The organism is Pseudomonas sp. PS02303, assembly GCF_029959925.1.
GTDB classification, from domain to species: Bacteria; Pseudomonadota; Gammaproteobacteria; order Pseudomonadales; family Pseudomonadaceae; genus Aquipseudomonas; species Aquipseudomonas mandelii.
The window spans coordinates 1-19,320 of record NZ_JASCOM010000113.1 but is presented as its reverse complement, the minus strand read 5'-3'; the positions used below and the strand labels follow the sequence as shown (position 1 = coordinate 19,320).

At 58.4% G+C, this 19,320-nt stretch carries 17 protein-coding genes; 5 read left to right on the top strand and 12 right to left on the bottom strand.

Translation table 11 applies throughout. The features are described from left to right. Positions 1-79: 79 nt before the first annotated feature. The 4 genes from gltP to QMX98_RS21485 all read right to left on the bottom strand — a co-directional run bounded on the left by gltP (position 80) and on the right by QMX98_RS21485 (position 3,112). Positions 80-1,411: a glutamate/aspartate:proton symporter GltP gene (gene gltP / locus QMX98_RS21500; protein WP_010465575.1), complete on the bottom strand. Its 1,332-nt coding sequence runs from the start codon at positions 1,409-1,411 to the stop codon at positions 80-82. A gap of 699 nt (positions 1,412-2,110) precedes the next feature. Then, positions 2,111-2,575 carry an inhibitor of vertebrate lysozyme family protein gene (locus tag QMX98_RS21495; RefSeq protein WP_102594694.1) on the bottom strand — a complete coding sequence of 155 codons (465 nt, stop codon included), beginning with the start codon at positions 2,573-2,575 and terminating at the stop codon, positions 2,111-2,113. Between the two features lie 2 nt (positions 2,576-2,577). Further along, positions 2,578-2,742, bottom strand: a complete 165-nt coding sequence (locus tag QMX98_RS21490; protein ID WP_003177151.1) for a DUF1328 domain-containing protein — start codon at positions 2,740-2,742, stop codon at positions 2,578-2,580. Positions 2,743-2,824: 82 nt separating this feature from the next. Beyond that, positions 2,825-3,112: a hypothetical protein gene (locus QMX98_RS21485; protein WP_010465600.1), complete on the bottom strand. Its 288-nt coding sequence runs from the start codon at positions 3,110-3,112 to the stop codon at positions 2,825-2,827. 442 nt (positions 3,113-3,554) lie between these two features. On the opposite strand from QMX98_RS21485, the gene algB reads away from it, so the two are divergent. Further along, positions 3,555-4,901, top strand: coding sequence for a sigma-54-dependent response regulator transcription factor AlgB (gene algB, locus QMX98_RS21480; protein WP_010465602.1), 1,347 nt, complete (start codon positions 3,555-3,557; stop codon positions 4,899-4,901). Positions 4,902-4,908: 7 nt separating this feature from the next. Next, positions 4,909-6,696 (top strand): ATP-binding protein, encoded by a 1,788-nt coding sequence (locus QMX98_RS21475; RefSeq protein ID WP_221107884.1) that lies wholly within the window; start codon positions 4,909-4,911, stop codon positions 6,694-6,696. Positions 6,697-6,710: 14 nt separating this feature from the next. Here QMX98_RS21475 and QMX98_RS21470 read toward each other — a convergent pair whose 3' ends face one another. The 7 genes from QMX98_RS21470 to QMX98_RS21440 form a co-directional block, all read right to left on the bottom strand. Beyond that, the gene (locus tag QMX98_RS21470; protein ID WP_042932459.1) at positions 6,711-8,324 is read right to left on the bottom strand and encodes an EAL domain-containing protein; all 1,614 of its coding nucleotides are present in this window, start codon (positions 8,322-8,324) and stop codon (positions 6,711-6,713) included. 75 nt (positions 8,325-8,399) lie between these two features. Next, positions 8,400-9,179 (bottom strand): N-acetylmuramoyl-L-alanine amidase, encoded by a 780-nt coding sequence (locus tag QMX98_RS21465; RefSeq protein WP_077748832.1) that lies wholly within the window; start codon positions 9,177-9,179, stop codon positions 8,400-8,402. A 103-nt stretch (positions 9,180-9,282) separates the two neighbouring features. After that, on the bottom strand, positions 9,283-11,286 hold the full coding sequence (locus QMX98_RS21460) for a diguanylate cyclase (protein ID WP_282411351.1): 2,004 nt from the start codon (positions 11,284-11,286) through the stop codon (positions 9,283-9,285). Further along, entirely contained in the window at positions 11,287-12,162 is an 876-nt protein-coding gene (locus tag QMX98_RS21455; protein ID WP_010465613.1) for an endonuclease/exonuclease/phosphatase family protein, read from the bottom strand. Between the two features lie 14 nt (positions 12,163-12,176). After that, entirely contained in the window at positions 12,177-12,818 is a 642-nt protein-coding gene (locus QMX98_RS21450; protein WP_010465616.1) for a thiol:disulfide interchange protein DsbA/DsbL, read from the bottom strand. Positions 12,819-13,017: 199 nt separating this feature from the next. Beyond that, the gene (locus QMX98_RS21445; RefSeq protein ID WP_010465618.1) at positions 13,018-13,629 is read right to left on the bottom strand and encodes a cytochrome c4; all 612 of its coding nucleotides are present in this window, start codon (positions 13,627-13,629) and stop codon (positions 13,018-13,020) included. A 46-nt stretch (positions 13,630-13,675) separates the two neighbouring features. Beyond that, positions 13,676-13,966, bottom strand: a complete 291-nt coding sequence (locus tag QMX98_RS21440) for a c-type cytochrome (RefSeq protein ID WP_010465620.1) — start codon at positions 13,964-13,966, stop codon at positions 13,676-13,678. A gap of 191 nt (positions 13,967-14,157) precedes the next feature. Here QMX98_RS21440 and yihA point away from each other — a divergent pair, with 191 nt between their 5' ends. Continuing rightward, on the top strand, positions 14,158-14,802 hold the full coding sequence (gene yihA / locus QMX98_RS21435) for a ribosome biogenesis GTP-binding protein YihA/YsxC (RefSeq protein ID WP_010465622.1): 645 nt from the start codon (positions 14,158-14,160) through the stop codon (positions 14,800-14,802). 284 nt (positions 14,803-15,086) lie between these two features. On the opposite strand, the gene polA is transcribed toward yihA, so the two are convergent. After that, on the bottom strand, positions 15,087-17,858 hold the full coding sequence (polA, locus tag QMX98_RS21430; RefSeq protein WP_200667371.1) for a DNA polymerase I: 2,772 nt from the start codon (positions 17,856-17,858) through the stop codon (positions 15,087-15,089). Positions 17,859-17,932: 74 nt separating this feature from the next. On the opposite strand from polA, the gene QMX98_RS21425 reads away from it, so the two are divergent. Both QMX98_RS21425 and QMX98_RS21420 read left to right on the top strand, forming a co-directional pair. Further along, the gene (locus QMX98_RS21425) at positions 17,933-18,223 is read left to right on the top strand and encodes a DUF2782 domain-containing protein (RefSeq protein ID WP_076029142.1); all 291 of its coding nucleotides are present in this window, start codon (positions 17,933-17,935) and stop codon (positions 18,221-18,223) included. A gap of 58 nt (positions 18,224-18,281) precedes the next feature. Continuing rightward, complete coding sequence (locus QMX98_RS21420; RefSeq protein WP_282411350.1) at positions 18,282-19,232, top strand: homoserine kinase; 951 nt, start codon at positions 18,282-18,284, stop codon at positions 19,230-19,232. The last annotated feature ends 88 nt before the right edge of the window (positions 19,233-19,320 follow it).

Here is a 19,320-nt window from a genome sequence, read left to right as displayed (position 1 = left end):
CGATAAGGCGGCACATCCAACATCTCTGTTGTTTGATGCACCGCTATCGCGAGCAGGCTCACTCCTGCAAGGTTTTGCGTTAGTTCTTGGAAACCTCGCCAACTGGCAGCTTTTCCTTGCTGCGCCAGTGCGGCAGCGAGTTCCAGTAACGTTGGCCCTTGGCGTCGTCGTACATGCCTTCCCAGCGGGAGATGACCAGCACGGCCAAGGCATTGCCGATCACGTTCAAGGCAGTACGCGCCATGTCCATGATGCGGTCGACACCAGCGATGAAGGCCAGGCCTTCCAGCGGAATACCCACGCTGCCCAAGGTGGCCAGCAGCACTACGAAGGACACGCCCGGTACGCCGGCGATGCCTTTGGACGTCACCATCAGGGTCAGCACCAGCAGCAATTGCTGGCTGATCGACAGGTCGATGCCGTACAGCTGGGCAATGAAGATCGCCGCGATGCTCTGGTACAGGGTCGAGCCGTCGAGGTTGAACGAGTAACCGGTCGGCACCACGAAGCTGCAAATGGCTTTCGGCGCGCCGTAGGCTTCCATCTTCTCGATCACGCGCGGCAGCACGGTTTCGGAACTGGCGGTGGAGTAGGCCAGCACCAGCTCATCCTTGAAGATGCGCATCAGCTTGATCACCGAGAAGCCAAACATCCTGGCAATCAGGCCGAGAATGACAAAGGCGAAGAAGGCGATGGCGACGTAAACCAGGATCACCAGTTTGGCCAGCGGTATCAGAGAAGCGAAACCGAAGTTGGCCACGGTCACCGCGATCAGTGCGAACACGCCGATCGGGGCATAGTTCATGATCATGTGGGTGACTTTGAACATGCTCTCGGATACGCCCTGGAACATCTTCACCAGCGGCTCGCGCAGGTCCGATTGCAGGCTCGACAGACCGAGGCCGAACAATACGGAGAAGAAGATGATCGGCAGCATTTCGCCGCGGGCCATGGCCGCGAAGATGTTCGACGGGATCAGGTTGAGGATGGTTTCGATGAACGCATGTTCATGCTGAACCTCGGCAGCTGTGGCCTGGTACTTGGAAATATCCACCGTACCCAGGGTGCTCATGTCGATGCCGGTGCCCGGATGGAACACGTTGGCCAGCACCAGACCGACCACGATGGCGATGGTGGTGACGATCTCGAAGTAAATGATGGTCTTGAGGCCGATACGCCCGAGTTTCTTCGCATCGCCTACGCCAGCGATGCCGACGATCAACGAGGAGATGACGATCGGGATCACGATCATCTTGATCAGACGGATAAAGATATCGCCTGCCGGTTGCAGGACGTTGCTGATCCACCAGGCTTTTTCGGCACTGAAATGGTTGAGCAGCGCACCGATTGCTATCCCCAGAACCAGACCGATGAGGATCTGCCAGGCGAGGCTGAGCTTTGCCTTCTTCATATCTTTACCCTTACTTGCGTTTGACTCAGGCGAATGCAAGAACTGGAACGCTCGTGGCGAAAAAGTCTGCGCATCTGCCCCCGTATAAGGTGCCCCGGAGCGCTTTGTTTCGGCTCTCTGGCAGGCGAAAAAAGGCGCAACTATTCCGATGCAAGGATGCGACGTCTAATGCCGTAAACGCCTACCCTATGCCGAATCGGCATGAGCTTTTTTAATTGAAACTCGCGTCCCAACCGGTTCGAATACGACATTTCGGCAGGCATAAGTGCCGTGAACCGGCCATTTCAGAGGAGGTTGGTTGTTTTTTAAACAGTTGAATTCATGACGAAATTTCGGAAAAAGCTTACGTTTGGCAGCGAAAACTCTTCTGCCGAAAGTCGAAGGTTTCTCGATATACGGTCGTGAAGAAACACCGCGAAACGGTTTTGTGGGGAATATGCAGCAGGGGGAATAGGGTGCAGTGCTCTAGATCAACGCTTTGCACGTTGAAGCTCTTCGCAAGTCCGTCCAGCCACTCTGGACTGGCGAACTTGCGTCGCAGCTTTATTACCTGACCCGGCCCTTGCGCAGACACTCCATGTGCCCGTAGGTCACTCCGACCCTGAAACGGTCAGAACGTCCCGACCCCTTGGTCATGCGTCTACCTTCCTCGGGTAGCGCACTGGAAAGAAGCGATGCTGCTCCTTTCGTGTTTCAAACTCAGTACCAGTTCGGATCTTTCTTGAGCTGTTCCATCAACATGTCCTGCATGCCTTGGTTCGGTTTCCCGAGGAAGCGGTAGTCGGCATGTCGCGTTGGCGACTTGTCGGCCGGCAATCCTGCAGGTACTTCGACCAGCATGGCGTAGGCGTCCTGTTTGTCGAAGCTGAAAGCCACGATCAAGCGCTTGCTCAGGCACGTCGGTTGCGTTTCGCAAAGCGGCCCGACCAGGTACTTGTCGCCATCCTCTTCAACAGCATTCATTTGCTCGGCATCGCCAGACAGGTTCATCACCCATTCCGGCAGTCGTTCTTCCTTTTTAACGACTTTAGTCCACGTTTCACGGTACTGCGGGTCCGAATTCAATAATTCGCTGGCCCGCGTCTGGCCGTCATTGGCCGCCATCGCCATGGCACTACCGCCCAGAAGCAGGGCGGCTGCCAGTGTCTTTAACAAAACGCTCATGTTCAGCCTCGACCGCGACGGCCAAAGAAGAAGGAAGCAATAAACATCACCAGGAACACGACAAAGAGAATCTTGGCGATACCCGTGGCGGTGCCCGCGATACCACCGAAGCCCAGTACTGCAGCAATGATGGCAATGATCAAGAATGTGATTGCCCAGCTCAACATGGTGATTCTCCTTACGCTTCTATATTAGAGGTGCAGCTTGTGTTGCTTTTCCCGGCGCATTGAGCGCGCCAAGTCCGGTTGCTCAGAACACCCAACGTTCCTGACGGGGCATCTCATCCACAGGCTGCGCCTGGTCGACGTCCATCATTCGCATCGGTGCGAGGTCAGCCTGGCTGCTGCTGACGGCGCTGAAATGGGTCTGGGTAGCACGTTGAATCGACAGGTGCGGAGCCTCTGGTTGCTGGCTCTGTTCCCAAAGCAGGAACTGCTGACCTGCGATCAGCGTGATCAGCAGCGCCAGAATGCCAAACAGTCCTTGTTGGATATGCAAAGGCGAGATACGCAATTGGGCGACACGTTGGCGATTCATCCTGAAACTCCTCCCACTCTGGTGGTGATCTTGTTTAGTGGGCGTCGATTCAAAATGGCCCTGGTTATCTAGACTATTGCAGCCTGCATGCCAGCTTTTTCAAAGAAAAAAATCGTTTTAAATCAATATGTTAGATCTGACGTATAAATCATGACGGACGCATCCTGCACGATGGGCCGTGCAGGGTCGTGCGTATTGCACGATCGTTTCCCGGCAACTTTGATTATTTTTGAATTGAGAGGAGGGCGCGGATGTCAGAAAAGAACGCAGGTAATCGCCTCAACGGCGATTTTTGTGCAAAAAACCAGAGAAATCAGTCCATTAGCTAATGGATGAGTAGAGAGCTACCCTGCCATGGCCGGAATGGATCAGAATCAACCATGCAACTTGCCCGATTTTTCCGGGACTAACTCAAGATTATTCATTAAAGGAGCGCAGGAACATGGAATCAGCCACTGAGCATCAAGGCCGCATTCTGCTGGTGGATGACGAATCCGCCATTCTGCGAACCTTCCGCTATTGCCTTGAAGATGAAGGCTATAGCGTCGCCACCGCGAACAGTGCAGCGCAGGCCGATGCGTTGCTGCAACGTCAGGTGTTTGATCTGTGCTTCCTCGATCTGCGCCTGGGTGAAGACAATGGCCTGGATGTGCTGGCTCAGATGCGCATTCAGGCACCCTGGATGCGGGTGGTGATCGTCACCGCTCACTCGGCTGTCGACACCGCCGTGGATGCGATCCAGGCCGGTGCCGCCGACTACCTCGTCAAACCTTGCAGCCCCGACCAGTTGCGTCTGGCCACCGCCAAACAGCTGGAAGTTCGGCAACTCTCGGCACGGCTGGAAGCCCTTGAAGGCGAAGTGCGTAAACCCAAGGACGGACTGGATTCCCATAGCCCGGCCATGAAAGTGGTTCTCGAAACCGCACGGCAGGTCGCCAGCACTGACGCCAACATTCTGATTCTCGGCGAGTCCGGTACCGGTAAAGGTGAACTGTCCCAAGCCATCCATGGTTGGAGCAAACGCCAGAAGAAATCCTGCGTCACCATCAACTGCCCGTCGCTGACGGCGGAATTGATGGAAAGTGAACTCTTCGGCCACAGCCGCGGCGCCTTCACCGGTGCCAGCGAAAGCACCTTGGGTCGGGTCAATCAAGCGGACGGCGGCACCTTGTTTCTCGACGAGATCGGCGACTTTCCCCTGACGTTGCAACCCAAGTTGCTGCGTTTTATCCAGGATAAGGAATACGAGCGCGTGGGTGATCCCGTGACCCGCCGCGCCGATGTGCGCATCCTCGCCGCGACCAACCTGAACCTCGAAGACATGGTGCGCGACGGCCGTTTCCGTGAAGACCTGCTCTATCGCCTGAACGTCATCACCTTGCACTTGCCGCCACTGCGCGAGCGCCGGGAGGACATTCTGAACCTGGCCGACCGTTTCCTGGCGCGTTTCGTCAAGGAGTACGCGCGTCCGGCACGTGGCTTTAGCGACGAGGCTCGCGAAGCGTTGCTGGGTTACCGCTGGCCCGGCAACATCCGCGAACTGCGTAACGTGGTGGAGCGGGCGAGCATTATCTGCCCTCAGGAACGGGTCGAGATCAGCCACTTGGGCATGGCCGAGACCCCGACCAACAACGCTCCTCGAATCGGTGCGGCGTTGAGCCTGGATGAATTGGAGAAAGCCCACATCGGTGCCGTCCTCGCCACCGCCGATACCCTCGATCAGGCGGCCAAGACACTTGGCATCGATGCCTCGACCCTGTATCGCAAACGCAAGCAGTACAACCTGTGAGCCGGCAATGAAACTGGCGATGAAGCTGCGTACTCGGCTGTTCCTGAGTATTTCGGCGCTGATTACCGTGGCGCTGCTCGGGCTCTTGCTCGGGCTGGTCAGCGTGATGCAGATGGCTGGCACCCAGGAAGTGCTGGTTCGCAACAACTTTGTCACGCTGGACCTGGGCTTGAAATTGCGTCAGGCCTTGGGCGATCAACTGATGATCATGATCGACGAAAATCCCGATCCCGCAGCCTTCCAGGCCTCCAGGCAGCACTACCTCGAGCTGCTTGACGAAGGCATTACCCTTCAGCAATCCGGCAATGGCGGCTACGGTTTCACACAGGCGAAGGCTGACTACCTCGACTTTCTTCAGGCCTACGATCAAACACAAGCCTCGGTGCCCGTATTGACCGGCAACGAGGCGCTGTTGGAAAAATTCAATACCCTGCGCAGCGGTCTCGTCTCCGAACAAAAGCGTTCCCTGGATAACATCAATGACATCGAACGCCAGGCCCGGGAACGCGCGTTGCTGATTGCCGGGCTGCTCGGTTTGATAGGGCTGGCCGTGCTGATCATCGGGTTCGTGACCGCCCATGCAATCGCCCGGCGGTTTGGCGCTCCGATTGAAGCGTTGGTCCAGGCTGCCGACGACATCGGCCAGGGTAATTTCGAGGTGACACTGCCGGTTTCCTCCGCCGAGGAAATGAACCAGCTGACCAAGCGCTTCGGCATCATGGCAGAGGCGCTGCGTGAGCATCAGGCGATGAACATCGACGAGCTGCTCGCCGGTCAGCAGCGTTTGCAAGCGGTACTCGACAGCATCGACGATGGGTTGTTGATGATCGATCGCGAAGGGCATCTGGAACACCTCAACCCCGTGGCCCAGCGTCAGTTGGGGTGGGACACCGACCGACTCGGTCAAGGGCTGGGCACAGCGCTCGATCGTCCTGAACTGGATGAGCAACTGCAATTGGTGCTGCGCGGCGGGACCCTGGAGCGGGCGCCGGAAGACCTGAGTATTGAGGTCGACGGTGAGTCGAGGTTACTGACCTACAGCCTGACGCCTGTCAGCCATACGCAGGGCCACATTCTTGGCGCCGTGATGGTGCTGCATGACGTCACAGAACAGCGTGCATTCGAACGGGTGCGCAGCGAGTTCGTCTTGCGCGCCTCCCATGAGTTGCGCACCCCGGTGACCGGGATGCACATGGCCTTCGGGCTGTTCCGCGAACGGGCGAAATTTCCTGAAGACTCTCGCGAAGCCGATTTACTGGACACCGTGAACGAAGAAATGCAGCGCTTGATGCAGCTGATCAACGACCTGCTGAATTTCTCGCGCTACCAAAACGGGTTGCAGAAACTCACGCTGGCGCCTTGTTCCATTGAAGAGTTACTGGAACAGGCTCAGGCACGCTTTGCCGGGGCTGCGGCGCAGAAGGGTATTGAGCTGCGGGTGGAAGTGCAGGGGCCGTTACCCCGATTGCAGGCCGACCAGGCGCAATTGGACCGGGTGCTCGATAACCTGATCGATAACGCTTTGCGTCATACCGCCCAGGATGGACTGATACGTTTGCAGGCGCGGCGCCATGGCGAGCGAGTGATCATCAGCGTTGAAGACAACGGTGAAGGCATTGCCTACGGTCAGCAGGGGCGGATCTTCGAGCCCTTCGTCCAGGTCGGACGCAAGAAGGGCGGTGCCGGGCTTGGTTTGGCGTTGTGCAAGGAAATCGTGCAGTTGCATGGCGGGCGAATGGGCGTTTATTCGCGGCCGGGACAGGGCACGCAGTTCTACATGGCGCTGGCAGTGTAGACCCAGCAGTCTGCTCAGGCTTCATCATCCAGGCGTCGATTGCTCAATCGGCGCCCACGGGTAATCAGTTCGATGAACTGCACGGCGCTCAGTGCGTGGGCGAACAGCCAGCCCTGACCATACTTGACGCCTTCGCTGCTCAGAAACGCCGCTTGGGCTTCGTGTTCTATGCCCTCGGCAATCACCCTGAGTTGCAGGGCTTGGGCCATATGAATGATGTGCGGTGCCACGCCGCTGCTGGCGGCATCATGGCCCAGCGCATCAATGAACGCCTTGTCGATTTTCAGGCAGTCCACCGGCAGGGTTTGCAGGTAGGCGAGGCTGCAATAGCCCGTGCCGAAATCATCGATCAGCACCTGATGCCCGACATCGCGCAAGGCTTGCAGGTTTTCCCTGGCCACCACTACATCGATCAAGCCCCGCTCAGTCACCTCAAAGGCAATCTGCTTTGCCGCGACCCGGTGCAAGGTCAGTAGGCGTGCCATCACCTGGCCGATACGCGGCACCATGACGTCGCAAGCTGCAAGGTTGACGGAGATGTACAACTGCGGATTGGCGCGTAGCAGTTGCCCCAGTTGTTCGAGAAGTCGCTGCAATACGAAGTCGGTCATCTGGCGGATCTGGCCGGTGTTTTCCGCCATCGGGATAAACAGGTCGGGGCTGGTCAGCGTGCCGTCCGGCCTTCGCCAGCGCAGCAAGGCTTCGGCCCCGACACAGTTGCGGCTGTCGAGATCGAAGATCGGCTGATACAACACCTGCAATTCGCCCCGTCGAATGGCGCCGTTCAGTTCAGCGTCCAGTGACTGACGCTGGCGCACCAGCAGAAACACCATGAAACCGACCAAGGCACTCAGCGCCAGACTGGCCGGCAGAAGCCACCACCACACGGCTGGCACATGCATGTTCGTGCGTGGGGTGATCAGCACCAATTGGTATTCGGGGTTGTTGGTGGGCATGCGGTAAATCAAGCGGGTTTGTGTTACCTGCAGCGCATCGCGGCTTTCCAGGGGCCAGAATTCCGTGGGCGGCCAGGCCTGTGCGGCACCGAGGACAGGAATCGCACGAGTGCCATGGGAGAGCACCACCAGCAGGCTACTGCCCGGGGAGAGATCGACCATGTCGGTCAAATGGCCGCGAGAGGTAGCGACCCGAAAGTTGCCGCGTCCCAGCATCAGCGCAGCACGGTTTTCATCGGGTTCGGTGGTGGTGTTCAGCCAGTAGCTGTAGGTGGGGCCCTTGATGTCCGGTGGTCGACTCAGCGATAGCCCTTCCTGGCGAGGTCGATTCGAGCAAATCCGCGAGGCGTCCATATAGGCAGCTTCATAAACGAATCGGTAATTGAAGCTGACCTGTTGCAAGGTTGCGATCATTTCATCATCGCAGCCACGCAGGGGCTGGGCTTCCAGATCGTCGAGGCTTTCGCGTAGCTGCCCGAATAGCTGTTCAAGCCGGGCGAGGAAACGCTCGCCCTGGGCATTCATTTCCTGGCTTTCCCGCTGCTCCACTTGATGCATCGCCAGAAACAGGCTGGCGGTCATCAATAGCGTTGCACTCAAGGCAGCAGCCAGCGTCGCCAAAAACCAAGGGCGATAGAACCAGCTACGGAGCGTCTCTCGAGCTACAGCCATTATGGATATCCGAAGAATTACCAATGAGTTATAGCTGCTGATTGAGAAAAAGCCCTTACCGTCGGGCGGCCGTCATTATTTTGTCTGATTCAAAACTTGTAGAAGCGCCGCCGTCTGAGCGTCAGGAGTGCCATCGAATCGAGCGGGGCGGAAATGCATTTGAAAGGCCGCCAGTACATGGCGCGTAGCGACATCAAGCTCGCCCGTTTGTGGCGTGGCATAACCCAGTCGGGCCAGCTGTCCCTGATACCAGCTGATGCTCGGCAGTTCTGCTGCGAACTGGGTTTGCTGGCGTGCGACGGCCTGCTCGTTGGGCCAGACGCCTATGCCTTCGCCGGCCAGGCGCTTCCAGGGGAACAGCGGGCCGGGATCGAGCTTGCGCAGTGGCGCGATGTCGCTGTGCCCGATGATGGAACGAGGGTTGATGTTGTAACGCTTGCTGATGTCTTTGAGCAGGAAGATCAGCGACTGAACCTGATCTTCACTGTAGGGATACCAAAGGCGGCCCGTCGGAGTGTCTTTGAAGCCAGGATTGACGATCTCGATGCCGATGGAGCTGGAGTTCAGCCAGGTCCGGCCTTGCCATTCGCTTTCGCCTGCGTGCCAGGACCGAAGATTTTCATCCATCAGCTTATAGATGGTGGCGCCTTTGTCGTCACCGATCAGGTAGTGACTGCTGACCTCGCCGTGGGTCAGCAATTGCAGGGAGCGCTCGAGGGAGGCGGAGGTGTAATGCACCACCACGAACTGAATACGACTGTCGTGATTGGCTGAAGGGTGGCTGGTGTCGATCCGCGGGCCGCTGGCACAACCGGCCAACAGGAGCAGCGATGTAAAGAGGGCAAGACATTTCATGGCAGGAGGTAGTACACGCAAGTCAGTAATGCAACAGTGTAACGTACTGACTTGCGCGCAGAGGGCAAAAGCGCTGTTTTAAATAAAATGGAACAATTGGCTGTCAACCAGCCTCGACGCGATTGCGACCAGCATTTTTCGCACGGTATAGCGCCTGATCGGCTCTTTTAAGCACCAGGTCGCTGTGTTCTCCGGGTTTGAATGCCGTGAAACCTATGGAAATGGTGATAGTTACCCGCTCGCCCTTGAAGTGAAAAGGGCAGGCTTCAATCGATGCGCGCAAAGTATCCAGCAGTTGTGCGCCATTTATCGGTGACGTGTCGGGCATCAGCAAGACAAACTCCTCACCCCCGAACCGCGCAATGAAATCCGTCCCGCGCAGGCGTTTGCGCAACACGCTGGCAATGATTTTCAGCACTTTGTCACCTGCCAGGTGACCGTAGTTATCGTTGATGCGTTTGAAGTGGTCGAGGTCGAGCATCGCCAGCAACAGGATATTGCCGTGTTGCTGCCATTCGCGGACTTCGTGTTCCAGCCGCTCACTCCAGGCCGCGCGATTGGGCAGGCCGGTGAGGGGATCGAGCAGCGCTTTCTGCCGTTGTTCTTCAAGGTGTTCGCGGTAGCCCAGCGCTTCCTGTTCCATGTGCGCCACGCGTTCGGCCAGGCTTTGCAACCGAGCCGCGACTTCCTGCTCACGTTCGTCGCGCTGTTTCTGGTGTTGATCCATGGTGCCGAGCAGGCCTTCGAGGCGGTTCTCCAGGACGTGCTTGAGGTCGTCCAGGTCCGCCGCTTCTTGCACGCTGCTCTGCAGGCCGTCGACTTGCTCGCGAATCTGCGTATCCATCTCGCGTGCAGCCGAGCGGTTGTCGGCATGGCCGTCGCTGGCAGCTTGCAAGTTGCTCTGGAACGATTCGAGACGTTCGTTGAGTTGTTGCAGGTACGCTTCGAATTCGTGCTGGCCGCTGTCGGTGATCGCCAGCATCAACGTCGCCAGATCATCGAGGATCGGGATCAGTTCGTACCAGTTCAACCCGTTTTGCAGACGATCACGCATCGCTTCGGCTTGTGGTCGATGGCGTTCGGGCAGCGTCAGGTCGTCGAGCAGGCCAAGGAGCGTGTCTTCGATATGCTTGGCGACTGAACTATAGGACGGCTCGGGTGAGTCGGGCAGGGCGTAGAGAACTTCCTCTGGCGCCAGGTGCTCCGCCTCGATGGTCACCGGGGTCAGTTCATCCGGGTTGACTGTCTGTGGCTCTTGCTCGGCTGGCGTTGGATCTATCGGTTGTTCGATGTTCGGCTGGGTCTGTGGCTCTACCGCTTGCGCAGATGCAGTCTCTGACTGAAGCACAGGCGGGACAAACACCACCAATTCCGGAGCAGGTTCCGTTGCCTGTACTTCCAGTGATTCAGGGATCGCAGCGGCAGGTTGGACGTCGATGACCGTTGGCTGTTCGACTGGCGGATGCTCCACCGCGGGTGCGAGATCAACCGTTGCCGGCGGGGTCTCGGCAATCGGTTCGACAGTTTGCAGGGGCGCCGCTTGCACCGCAGGAACGGTGGCCTGCGGGGTGGCTTCATCCGCTTCCCGGTTACCAAACAGGCGCTGCAGAAAACCGGGGCGATCAGGTTCTGCCGGGTTATCCAGTTGACGTAAGGCTTTGCCTTGCAGGCCACTCAGTTCGCTGAGCAGCAACGGAATCTCACGGGCCTGACTGACTCGACCATCCAGTTGTTTGGCAAAGTTCTTCAGCGTCCGGCTGACTTCTCGAGGCAGTGGCAGTGTTTGCAGCTGAGTCACCAGCGCAGTCAATGCGGCGCTGGTCTGGTTGACCCGGGTTTCCCGGCGCTGCTCGGAGTCGAGTACGGCTTTTTCCAGGCGTGGAAGCAGGGCGGCCAGACCGGCGTCCATGTCATCGGTGCGCACGACTTCGCGCATTTCCTTCATGCACTGGTCAACGGCGCGATCGGTGCCTTCTGCGGCCAGGGTGCTGCGCACCAGCCCACGGCGCAGCAAGTCGAGCCGGGCATCCCATCGGCGTTCGAGCTTTTCCTGTTGTTCGATGCTTTTAAGGTATTTCTCTTTCCAGCGCTGTGTTTCGTCGCTCATTCATGGGATCCGCGAAGGGGCAGGACTCAACGCGGGGAATGCATCGGCCGTGAGCGAACCCGGCAGACGAATCTCTACCGCGACGGGCAGGTGATCTGAAATCGGTTGTGCCAGCACCTCGACCTTTTCAAGGGTCAGTGTGGGGCTGAGCAGAATATGGTCGAGGCAGCGCTGCGGGCGCCAGCTGGGGAAGGTCGCTTCCAGTTGCGGTGCTAGCAGACCTAGGTCACGCAACGGGGAGTTCTGCAGCAAATCACTGGCGTGGGTGTTCATGTCGCCCATCAGCACCTGGTGTTTGTAACCGCCGATCAACTCGCGGATGTAAGCCAGTTGCATGCTGCGAGCCCGGGCACCCAGCGCCAGGTGCATCATCACCACCACCAGCGCCTCCGGACCTTCGCCGAAACGCACCAGAATCGCCCCGCGGCCCTTGGGCCCCGGCAGCGGATGATCTTCGATTGCCCACGGGCGCAGGCGGCTGAGCACGCCATTGCTGTGCTGGCCGAGGCGACCGAGATTGCGATTGAGTTGTTGATACCAGTAGGGAAAGGCGCCGAGCTGCGCCAGGTGTTCAACCTGATTGACGTAGCCTGATCGCAGGCTGCCGCCATCGGCTTCCTGCAAGGCGACCAGATCGAAGTCGCCCAGCAGATTGCCGATCTTTTGCAGATTATCGGCACGCCCGGTGTGCGGCAGCAGATGCTGCCAGCCTCGGGTCAAGTAGTGCCGATAGCGCTCGGTACTGATGCCGACCTGGATATTGAAACTGAGCAAGCGCAGACGGCTGTCTGCGGGCAATCCCGTCGATTCCAGGTGATGCTCGTTGACCCGCGGATCATGCAGGCCAACGACACGTTCAGTTCCCCAGCGGCGCATGGCGGGCCCCGCGCTTAGTTGGCGACGGCCTTGGTTGCCGCTCGCTCTTTGGCTACCAGTTGGTCGGCCAGTTTCAGCGCTTGTTCGGCGCCGCCGGCAGAACCGATGTCAAAGCGATACTTGCCGTTGACGATCATGGTAGGCACGCCGGTGATTTCATATTTCTTGGCCAGTTCTTTGGCTTTGTTGATCTGGCCCTTGATGGCGAAGGAGTCGAAGGTGGCCAGGAACTTGTCCTTGTCTACGCCTTGAGTGGCCAGGAAGTCGGCCATGTCGTCTTTGTCGGTCAGTTTCTTGTGTTCTTTCTGGATTGCGTTGAATACCGCAGCGTGAACCTTGTTCTCTACGCCCATCGCTTCAAGGGTCAGGAACATCTGGCCGTGTGCGTCCCATGGGCCGCCGAACATGGCAGGGATACGGACGAAGTTCACGTCGGAAGGCAGTTTCTCGACCCAAGGGTTGATCACCGGTTCAAAAGCGTAGCAATGCGGGCAGCCGTACCAGAACAGCTCCACGACTTCGATCTTGCCAGGCACGGCGACCGGAACCGGATTGGTCAGTTCGACATAAGGGGCGGCGGGTGCTTCGGCGGCTTGGGCAGTCATGCCGAACAGGCTGGCAGCGACGAGTGCGGCGCTGATGATCAGATTACGCATGCTTTACTCCTGGACAATTTGGTCGCCTCGCGCGACCTGTTTTCAGACAGGTCCTAGCGGGCTTGAGTTCTGTAGTGTAACGGCAGCGGCCACAAAAAAGGGCGGCCTGAGCCACCCTTTTTATACTTGCTGCGACGGATTAATAGAGCGTTAACGTTGCAGGAGATGTACTTCCCGCGGCACGCCCTGTTCGCCGGTCTTAGTGCAGGCCTTGAATGTAGCTGGACACCGCAGCGATATCTTCGTCGCTGAGCTTTTTGGCAATGCTTTGCATTGGTTTGGTATCGCCATCGTTGGCACGACCGCCTTCTTCCTTGCGGAAGTCGGTCAATTGCTTGGCAACGTATTGAGCGTGCTGACCACCCAGATGCGGGAAGCCGGCAGCCGCGTTGCCCTTGCCATCCGGAGAGTGGCAGCCGGTGCAGGCTGGCAGGCCCTTGGCCAGGTCGCCACCGCGGAACAAGGCCTCACCGCGAGCCACGACTTTCGGGTCGGCGGCGCCAACGCTGCCTTTCTGGCTGGCGAAGTAAGCGGCGATATCAGCCAGGTCCTGATCGCTCAGGTTGGTCAGCAGGCCGGTCATTTCCAGAACGGTGCGTTTGCCGGACTTGATGTCGTGCAGCTGCTTGTTCAGATAACGCTCGCCCTGGCCTGCCAGTTTCGGAAAGTTAGGCGCCATGCTGTTGCCATCCGGGCCATGACAGGCGCCACATACTGCGGCTTTCGCCTGACCAGCAGTTGCATCACCTGCAGCATGGGCTACGCCGGAGATCCCCACGGTCAACAGCAGACTCACGATCAATTTGTTCATCAGCTAATCCAACTACGGCTAAGGGTTAAAGAGTTATGGACCGGGATCACTCGCTCATCCACTGGATGATTGCCTGGTAATCCTCGGCACTGCAGTCCATGCACAAACCACGCGGCGGCATCGCCTTGAAACCCTGGGTCACGTGTTGCACCAGCGTCCCCATACCTTTCGCCAACCTCGGCGTCCAAGCTTCCTGGTCGCCCTTTTTGGGCGCCATGGGTAGTTGGCCGGAATGACAGGCACCACAAACACGGTTGTACACAGCTTCCGGATCCTGTGTAGCCTGAGCGCTGTAAAGCGGCATCAAGACACCGGCAGCTAGCAGCCATTTCGTCATAAAACGACCTTTTCAGGGTTGAGAGCGTTCTGCGTTCTAATGCGCAATCAAGGTCAATCGCTCTCGTGAACTTCATCCTACGCTGGGACAAAGCGCACACAAAATCTGCGGCATTATATACTGGCGTCACTGAAACGGAAACGACACCGCTTGCCGCGTCCATTCCCGGCGCCGCCCACATCGGAAATCCCATGCAACTCAAGAACCCCATCCTCGGCCTGTGCCAACAGTCCACCTTCATGCTCAGCGCTGCCAAAGTCGATCAATGTCCCGACGACGAAGGCTTTGAAGTGGCCTTCGCCGGGCGTTCCAACGCCGGCAAATCCAGCGCGCTGAACACCCTGACGCACGCTAGCCTGGCGCGAACCTCGAAAACTCCGGGTCGCACGCAGCTCTTGAACTTCTTCAAGCTAGACGATGATCGTCGTCTGGTCGACCTTCCGGGTTACGGTTACGCGAAAGTGCCTATCCCGTTGAAGCTGCACTGGCAGCGTCACCTGGAAGCTTATCTGGGTGGTCGCGAGAGTCTGAAAGGCCTGATTCTGATGATGGACATCCGTCATCCAATGACCGATTTCGACCTGTTGATGCTCGACTGGGCCGTCGCCAGTGGCATGCCGATGCACATTTTGCTGACTAAAGCTGACAAGCTGACCTATGGCGCGGCGAAAAACGTGCTGCTCAAGGTTCAGGCAGACATCCGCAAAGGATGGGGCGATGCGATTAGCATCCAGCTGTTCTCGGCGCCAAAGCGCATGGGTCTGGAAGACGCCTACACTGTATTGGCAGGCTGGATGGAGCTGGCGGACAAAGGCTCCGAGGTTGCGGAGCAATAAATCGCAGGCAAAAAAAACCCCGGACTTCTTATGGGGAGGGGGAAGTTCCGGGGTTCAAGTTCCGGACCGCTAGGGCGGGGTCCAGATATCTGCCAACACTTAACACAACATAGGAGCATCGAAGGGCTTCACCAGCCATTCAGTAACTCTGAGTGGCAGTTCACAGGTTTAGTTCCGGAGCTTCAGAAACCATTTGTAATAAGTGTGATTTCTTTCCGAAATAAGGGCTCTTGACCCATCTGCCGCGGCACTATGCCGCAGCAGAAAACGCCCTTTCAGACGGCTCAGTGAGCCTCATCCCAGTTATTGCCTACGCCAACCTCGACCAGAAGCGGTACATCCAGCTTCACGGCGTCGCTCATGTGCACGCGAATTTCATCGCGGACCTGGTCGACCAGATCTTCACGCACCTCAAGCACCAATTCATCGTGCACCTGCAGGATGACTTTGGCGTCGAGGCCCGAGGAGGTCAGCCAGTTATCCACCGCCACCATGGCTTTCTTGATGATGTCCGCCGCCGTGCCCTGCATCGGGGCGTTGATCGCCGTGCGTTCGGCGCCTTTGCGCAGGGCGGGGTTTTTCGCGTTGATTTCCGGCAGGTACAGGCGTCGGCCGAAGATCGTTTCGACAAAACCTTGCTCGGCCGCCTGGGTGCGGGTGCGTTCCATGTACGCCAGAACACCCGGGTAGCGGGCGAAATAACGGTCGATGTATGCCTGGGATTGCTTGCGATCAACGCCGATCTGCTTGGCCAGGCCAAACGCGCTCATGCCGTAGATCAAACCGAAGTTGATCGCCTTGGCGCTGCGACGTTGGTCGGTGGTGACGTCGGCCAGTTCCACGCCGAACACTTCGGCGGCGGTGGCCTTGTGCACGTCCAGGTCATTGCGGAAGGCGTGCAGCAAACCTTCGTCCTTGGCCAGGTGCGCCATGATCCGCAACTCGATTTGCGAATAGTCCGCCGCCAGCAGCTTGTAGCCCTTTGGCGCGACGAACGCCTGACGAATCCGCCGCCCTTCGGCCGTGCGGATTGGAATGTTCTGCAAGTTCGGATCGCTGGACGACAAGCGCCCGGTCGCCGCGACAGCTTGATGATAGGACGTGTGAATCCGCCCGGTGCGCGGGTTGATCTGTTCCGGCAGGCGATCGGTGTAAGTGCTTTTCAGCTTGCTCATCGAGCGGTACTGCATCAGCACTTTGGGCAACGGGTAATCCTGCTCGGCCAGTTCCGCCAGGACGGCTTCGGCGGTGGACGCCTGGCCCTTGGCGGTTTTGCTGAGGATCGGCAACCCGAGCTTTTCGTACAGGATCACGCCCAATTGCTTCGGCGAGCCCAAGTTGAATTCTTCACCGGCGATGGCGAATGCCTCACGCTCCAGCGCGACCATTTTGTCGCCGAGCTCGACGCTTTGGATGCCCAGCAGGTTGGCATCGACCAACGCGCCCTGGCGTTCGATTCGCGCCAGTACCGGCACCAACGGCATTTCGATTTCGCTCAGGACTTTGCTCAGGCTCGGAATGGCATTGAGCTTTTCCTGCAAGGTCTGGTGCAGGCGCAGCGTCACGTCGGCGTCTTCGGCGGCGTAAGGTCCGGCCAGTTCCAGCGAGATCTGGTCAAACGTCAACTGCTTGGCACCCTTGCCGGCGATGTCCTGAAAACTCGTAGTGGTGTGGTTCAGGTACTTGAGCGCCAGGCTGTCCATGTCGTGGCGGGTCGCGGTGGAATCCAGCACGTAAGATTCGAGCATGGTGTCGAACGCGATGCCTTGCACGGTGATACCGCAATTCTGGTCGCCACCGATGGCGCAGTTGGCGAGGATGTTCATGTCGAACTTGGCGTGCTGGCCGACCTTGAGTTTGTTCGGATCTTCCAGAATCGGTTTCAGCGCGCGCAGCACGGTGTCGCGATCAAGCTGATCCGGCACACCCATGTAGGAATGGGTCAGCGGGATGTAGGCTGCTTCGTTGGCCTGTACAGCAAACGACAGGCCGACAAGCTGCGCCTGCTGCGCATCGATGCCGGTGGTTTCGGTATCAAAGGCGATCAATTTGGCGTCGTTGAGCTTCTTCAGCCACAGGTCGAAATCGGCCTGGGTCAGGATCGTGGTGTACTTGAGTTCGGTCTCGACTGCGGCTTCTTCGGCCAGCGGAGCGGTGACTTCCTGCCCCGAACGCTTGGCATCACGCTGGTTTTCTTCAAACCAGCTCTTGAATTCGAGCAGGGTGTAGAGCTCGGCGAGTTTGTCGTGATCCGGCCGGCCCATTTGCAGGTCGTCGAGCCCGATGTCCAGCGGCACGTCGATCTTGATGGTTGCCAATTGATAGGAGAGGAATGCCATCTCCTTATGCTCTTCGAGCTTGGCCGGCAGGGTCTTGGCGCCGCGAATCGGCAGGGTCGGGACGATGTCGAGCTGTGCGTACAGCTCGGTCAGACCGCCGTTCACACCCACCAACAGGCCGGAAGCGGTTTTAGGACCAATGCCTGGAACGCCCGGAATGTTGTCGGAAGAATCGCCCATCAGTGCCAGATAATCGATGATCTGCTCGGGAGCGACGCCGAATTTCTCCTTCACGCCCTCCACGTCCAGCGCGCTACCGGTCATGGTGTTGACCAAGGTAATGTGGCCGTCGACCAGTTGCGCCATGTCCTTGTCGCCGGTGGAGATCACCACTGGTCGGTCAGCTGCTGCGCTGCTGCGGGCCAAAGTGCCGATCACGTCATCGGCCTCGACGCCTTCAACGCACAGCAGCGGGAAGCCCAGCGCGATCACACTCTGGTGCAGTGGCTCAATCTGTACGCGCATGTCGTCGGGCATGCTCGGACGGTTAGCTTTGTACTCGGCGAACATTTCGTCACGGAATGTCCCGCCCTTGGCGTCGAACACCACGGCGAACGGACTGTCCGGGTACTGCTTGCGCAGACTCTTGAGCATGTTCAACACGCCTTTGACCGCTCCGGTCGGCAAACCCTTGGAAGTGGTCAGCGGCGGCAGGGCGTGAAAGGCGCGATACAGGTAAGAAGAACCGTCCACCAGGACGAGGGGGGCTTGGCTCATGAGCAGGATCAACCTTTTCGGCGGGTCCGGCGCTAGAATAGCGGGACCGTTGACGACAAAGGGACAAGGTTATCATGCGCACACTAAATCGCCTGTTGCTGGCTGGCTTGTTTGCAACCGTTCCCCTGGCCGTCATGGCGGCGGATGATGCGCCCACACCGGAGCCGGAAGTCACGATCCGCACGGAAGGGGACAAAACGATTCAGGAGTACCGCCAAAACGGTTTCCTGTACGCGATCAAGGTCACGCCGAAGGGCGCACCGCCGTATTTCCTGGTGCGTGCGGATGGGACAGATGCAAACTTCATCCGCTCGGATCAGCCGGATATGCTGATTCCGTCGTGGAAGATTTTTGAATGGAAGTAGTTTCTTAATTTCAATCGGCGCTGGCTCATGCAGCGGCGCCCGTACTGGCAGTTTAAACATGTCTGTGTTCACCCCGCTGGCTCGGCCCGAGCTGGAAACCTTTCTCGCCCCATACGGGCTCGGCCGCCTGCTTGATTTCCAGGGAATTGCCGCCGGTAGTGAAAACACCAATTTCTTCATCAGCCTGGAGCAGGGCGAGTTTGTCCTGACCCTGGTCGAGCGTGGTCCGGTTCAGGAGATGCCGTTCTTCATCGAACTGCTCGATGTGCTGCACGAGGCCGACTTGCCGGTGCCTTACGCACTGCGCACCACCGACGGCGTGGCCTTGCGCGAACTGGCCGGCAAGCCTGCGCTGTTGCAACCACGCCTGGCCGGCAAGCACATCAAGGAAGCCAACGCGCAGCATTGCGCCCAAGTCGGCGAGTTGCTGGGCCATCTGCATCTGGCGACCCAGGTCAACATGATCAAGCGCAAAACCGATCGTGGCCTGGACTGGATGCTGGAGGAGGGCACGCAGTTGCTCTCCCACCTGAATGCCGAGCAGAGTGATTTGTTGCAGCGGGCGCTGGACGAAATCACTCAGCAGAAGACGAAAATCCTGGCGTTGCCACGGGCCAACATCCACGCGGATCTATTCCGCGACAACGCGATGTTCGAAGGCACGCACCTGACCGGGTTGATCGACTTCTACAACGCCTGCTCGGGGCCGATGCTCTATGACGTGGCGATTGCCTTGAATGACTGGTGTTCGGATGACGACGGGCTGATCGACGGGCCGCGGGCGCGGGCGTTGCTCGGGGCCTATGCTGCGTTGCGTCCGTTCACTGCCGCAGAGGCTGAACTGTGGCCGACCATGTTGCGCGTGGCGTGTGTGCGGTTCTGGTTGTCACGGTTGATTGCCGCGGAGTCGTTTGCCGGTCAGGACGTGTTGATTCACGATCCGATGGAGTTTCAGCAGCGGTTGGCGCAGCGCCAGAAGGTCAGTACGCCGCTACCGTTCGCCCTTTAACAGCTTCGCGGGCAAGCCTCGCTCCTACAGGTTTGTGTCGTGCACATTATCTGTGAACGGCACAAATTCCGTATGAGCGAGGCTTGCC

Bases quoted from the DNA above. Each gene is read 5' to 3' on its own strand.
- gltP (WP_010465575.1), bottom strand. From the start codon at position 1,411: ATGAAGAAGGCAAAGCTCAGCCTCGCCTGGCAGATCCTCATCGGTCTG.
- QMX98_RS21495 (WP_102594694.1), bottom strand. From the start codon at position 2,575: ATGAGCGTTTTGTTAAAGACACTGGCAGCCGCCCTGCTTCTGGGCGGT.
- QMX98_RS21490 (WP_003177151.1), bottom strand. From the start codon at position 2,742: ATGTTGAGCTGGGCAATCACATTCTTGATCATTGCCATCATTGCTGCA.
- QMX98_RS21485 (WP_010465600.1), bottom strand. From the start codon at position 3,112: ATGAATCGCCAACGTGTCGCCCAATTGCGTATCTCGCCTTTGCATATC.
- algB (WP_010465602.1), top strand. From the start codon at position 3,555: ATGGAATCAGCCACTGAGCATCAAGGCCGCATTCTGCTGGTGGATGAC.
- QMX98_RS21475 (WP_221107884.1), top strand. From the start codon at position 4,909: ATGAAACTGGCGATGAAGCTGCGTACTCGGCTGTTCCTGAGTATTTCG.
- QMX98_RS21470 (WP_042932459.1), bottom strand. From the start codon at position 8,324: ATGGCTGTAGCTCGAGAGACGCTCCGTAGCTGGTTCTATCGCCCTTGG.
- QMX98_RS21465 (WP_077748832.1), bottom strand. From the start codon at position 9,179: ATGAAATGTCTTGCCCTCTTTACATCGCTGCTCCTGTTGGCCGGTTGT.
- QMX98_RS21460 (WP_282411351.1), bottom strand. From the start codon at position 11,286: ATGAGCGACGAAACACAGCGCTGGAAAGAGAAATACCTTAAAAGCATC.
- QMX98_RS21455 (WP_010465613.1), bottom strand. From the start codon at position 12,162: ATGCGCCGCTGGGGAACTGAACGTGTCGTTGGCCTGCATGATCCGCGG.
- QMX98_RS21450 (WP_010465616.1), bottom strand. From the start codon at position 12,818: ATGCGTAATCTGATCATCAGCGCCGCACTCGTCGCTGCCAGCCTGTTC.
- QMX98_RS21445 (WP_010465618.1), bottom strand. From the start codon at position 13,629: ATGAACAAATTGATCGTGAGTCTGCTGTTGACCGTGGGGATCTCCGGC.
- QMX98_RS21440 (WP_010465620.1), bottom strand. From the start codon at position 13,966: ATGACGAAATGGCTGCTAGCTGCCGGTGTCTTGATGCCGCTTTACAGC.
- yihA (WP_010465622.1), top strand. From the start codon at position 14,158: ATGCAACTCAAGAACCCCATCCTCGGCCTGTGCCAACAGTCCACCTTC.
- polA (WP_200667371.1), bottom strand. From the start codon at position 17,858: ATGAGCCAAGCCCCCCTCGTCCTGGTGGACGGTTCTTCTTACCTGTAT.
- QMX98_RS21425 (WP_076029142.1), top strand. From the start codon at position 17,933: ATGCGCACACTAAATCGCCTGTTGCTGGCTGGCTTGTTTGCAACCGTT.
- QMX98_RS21420 (WP_282411350.1), top strand. From the start codon at position 18,282: ATGTCTGTGTTCACCCCGCTGGCTCGGCCCGAGCTGGAAACCTTTCTC.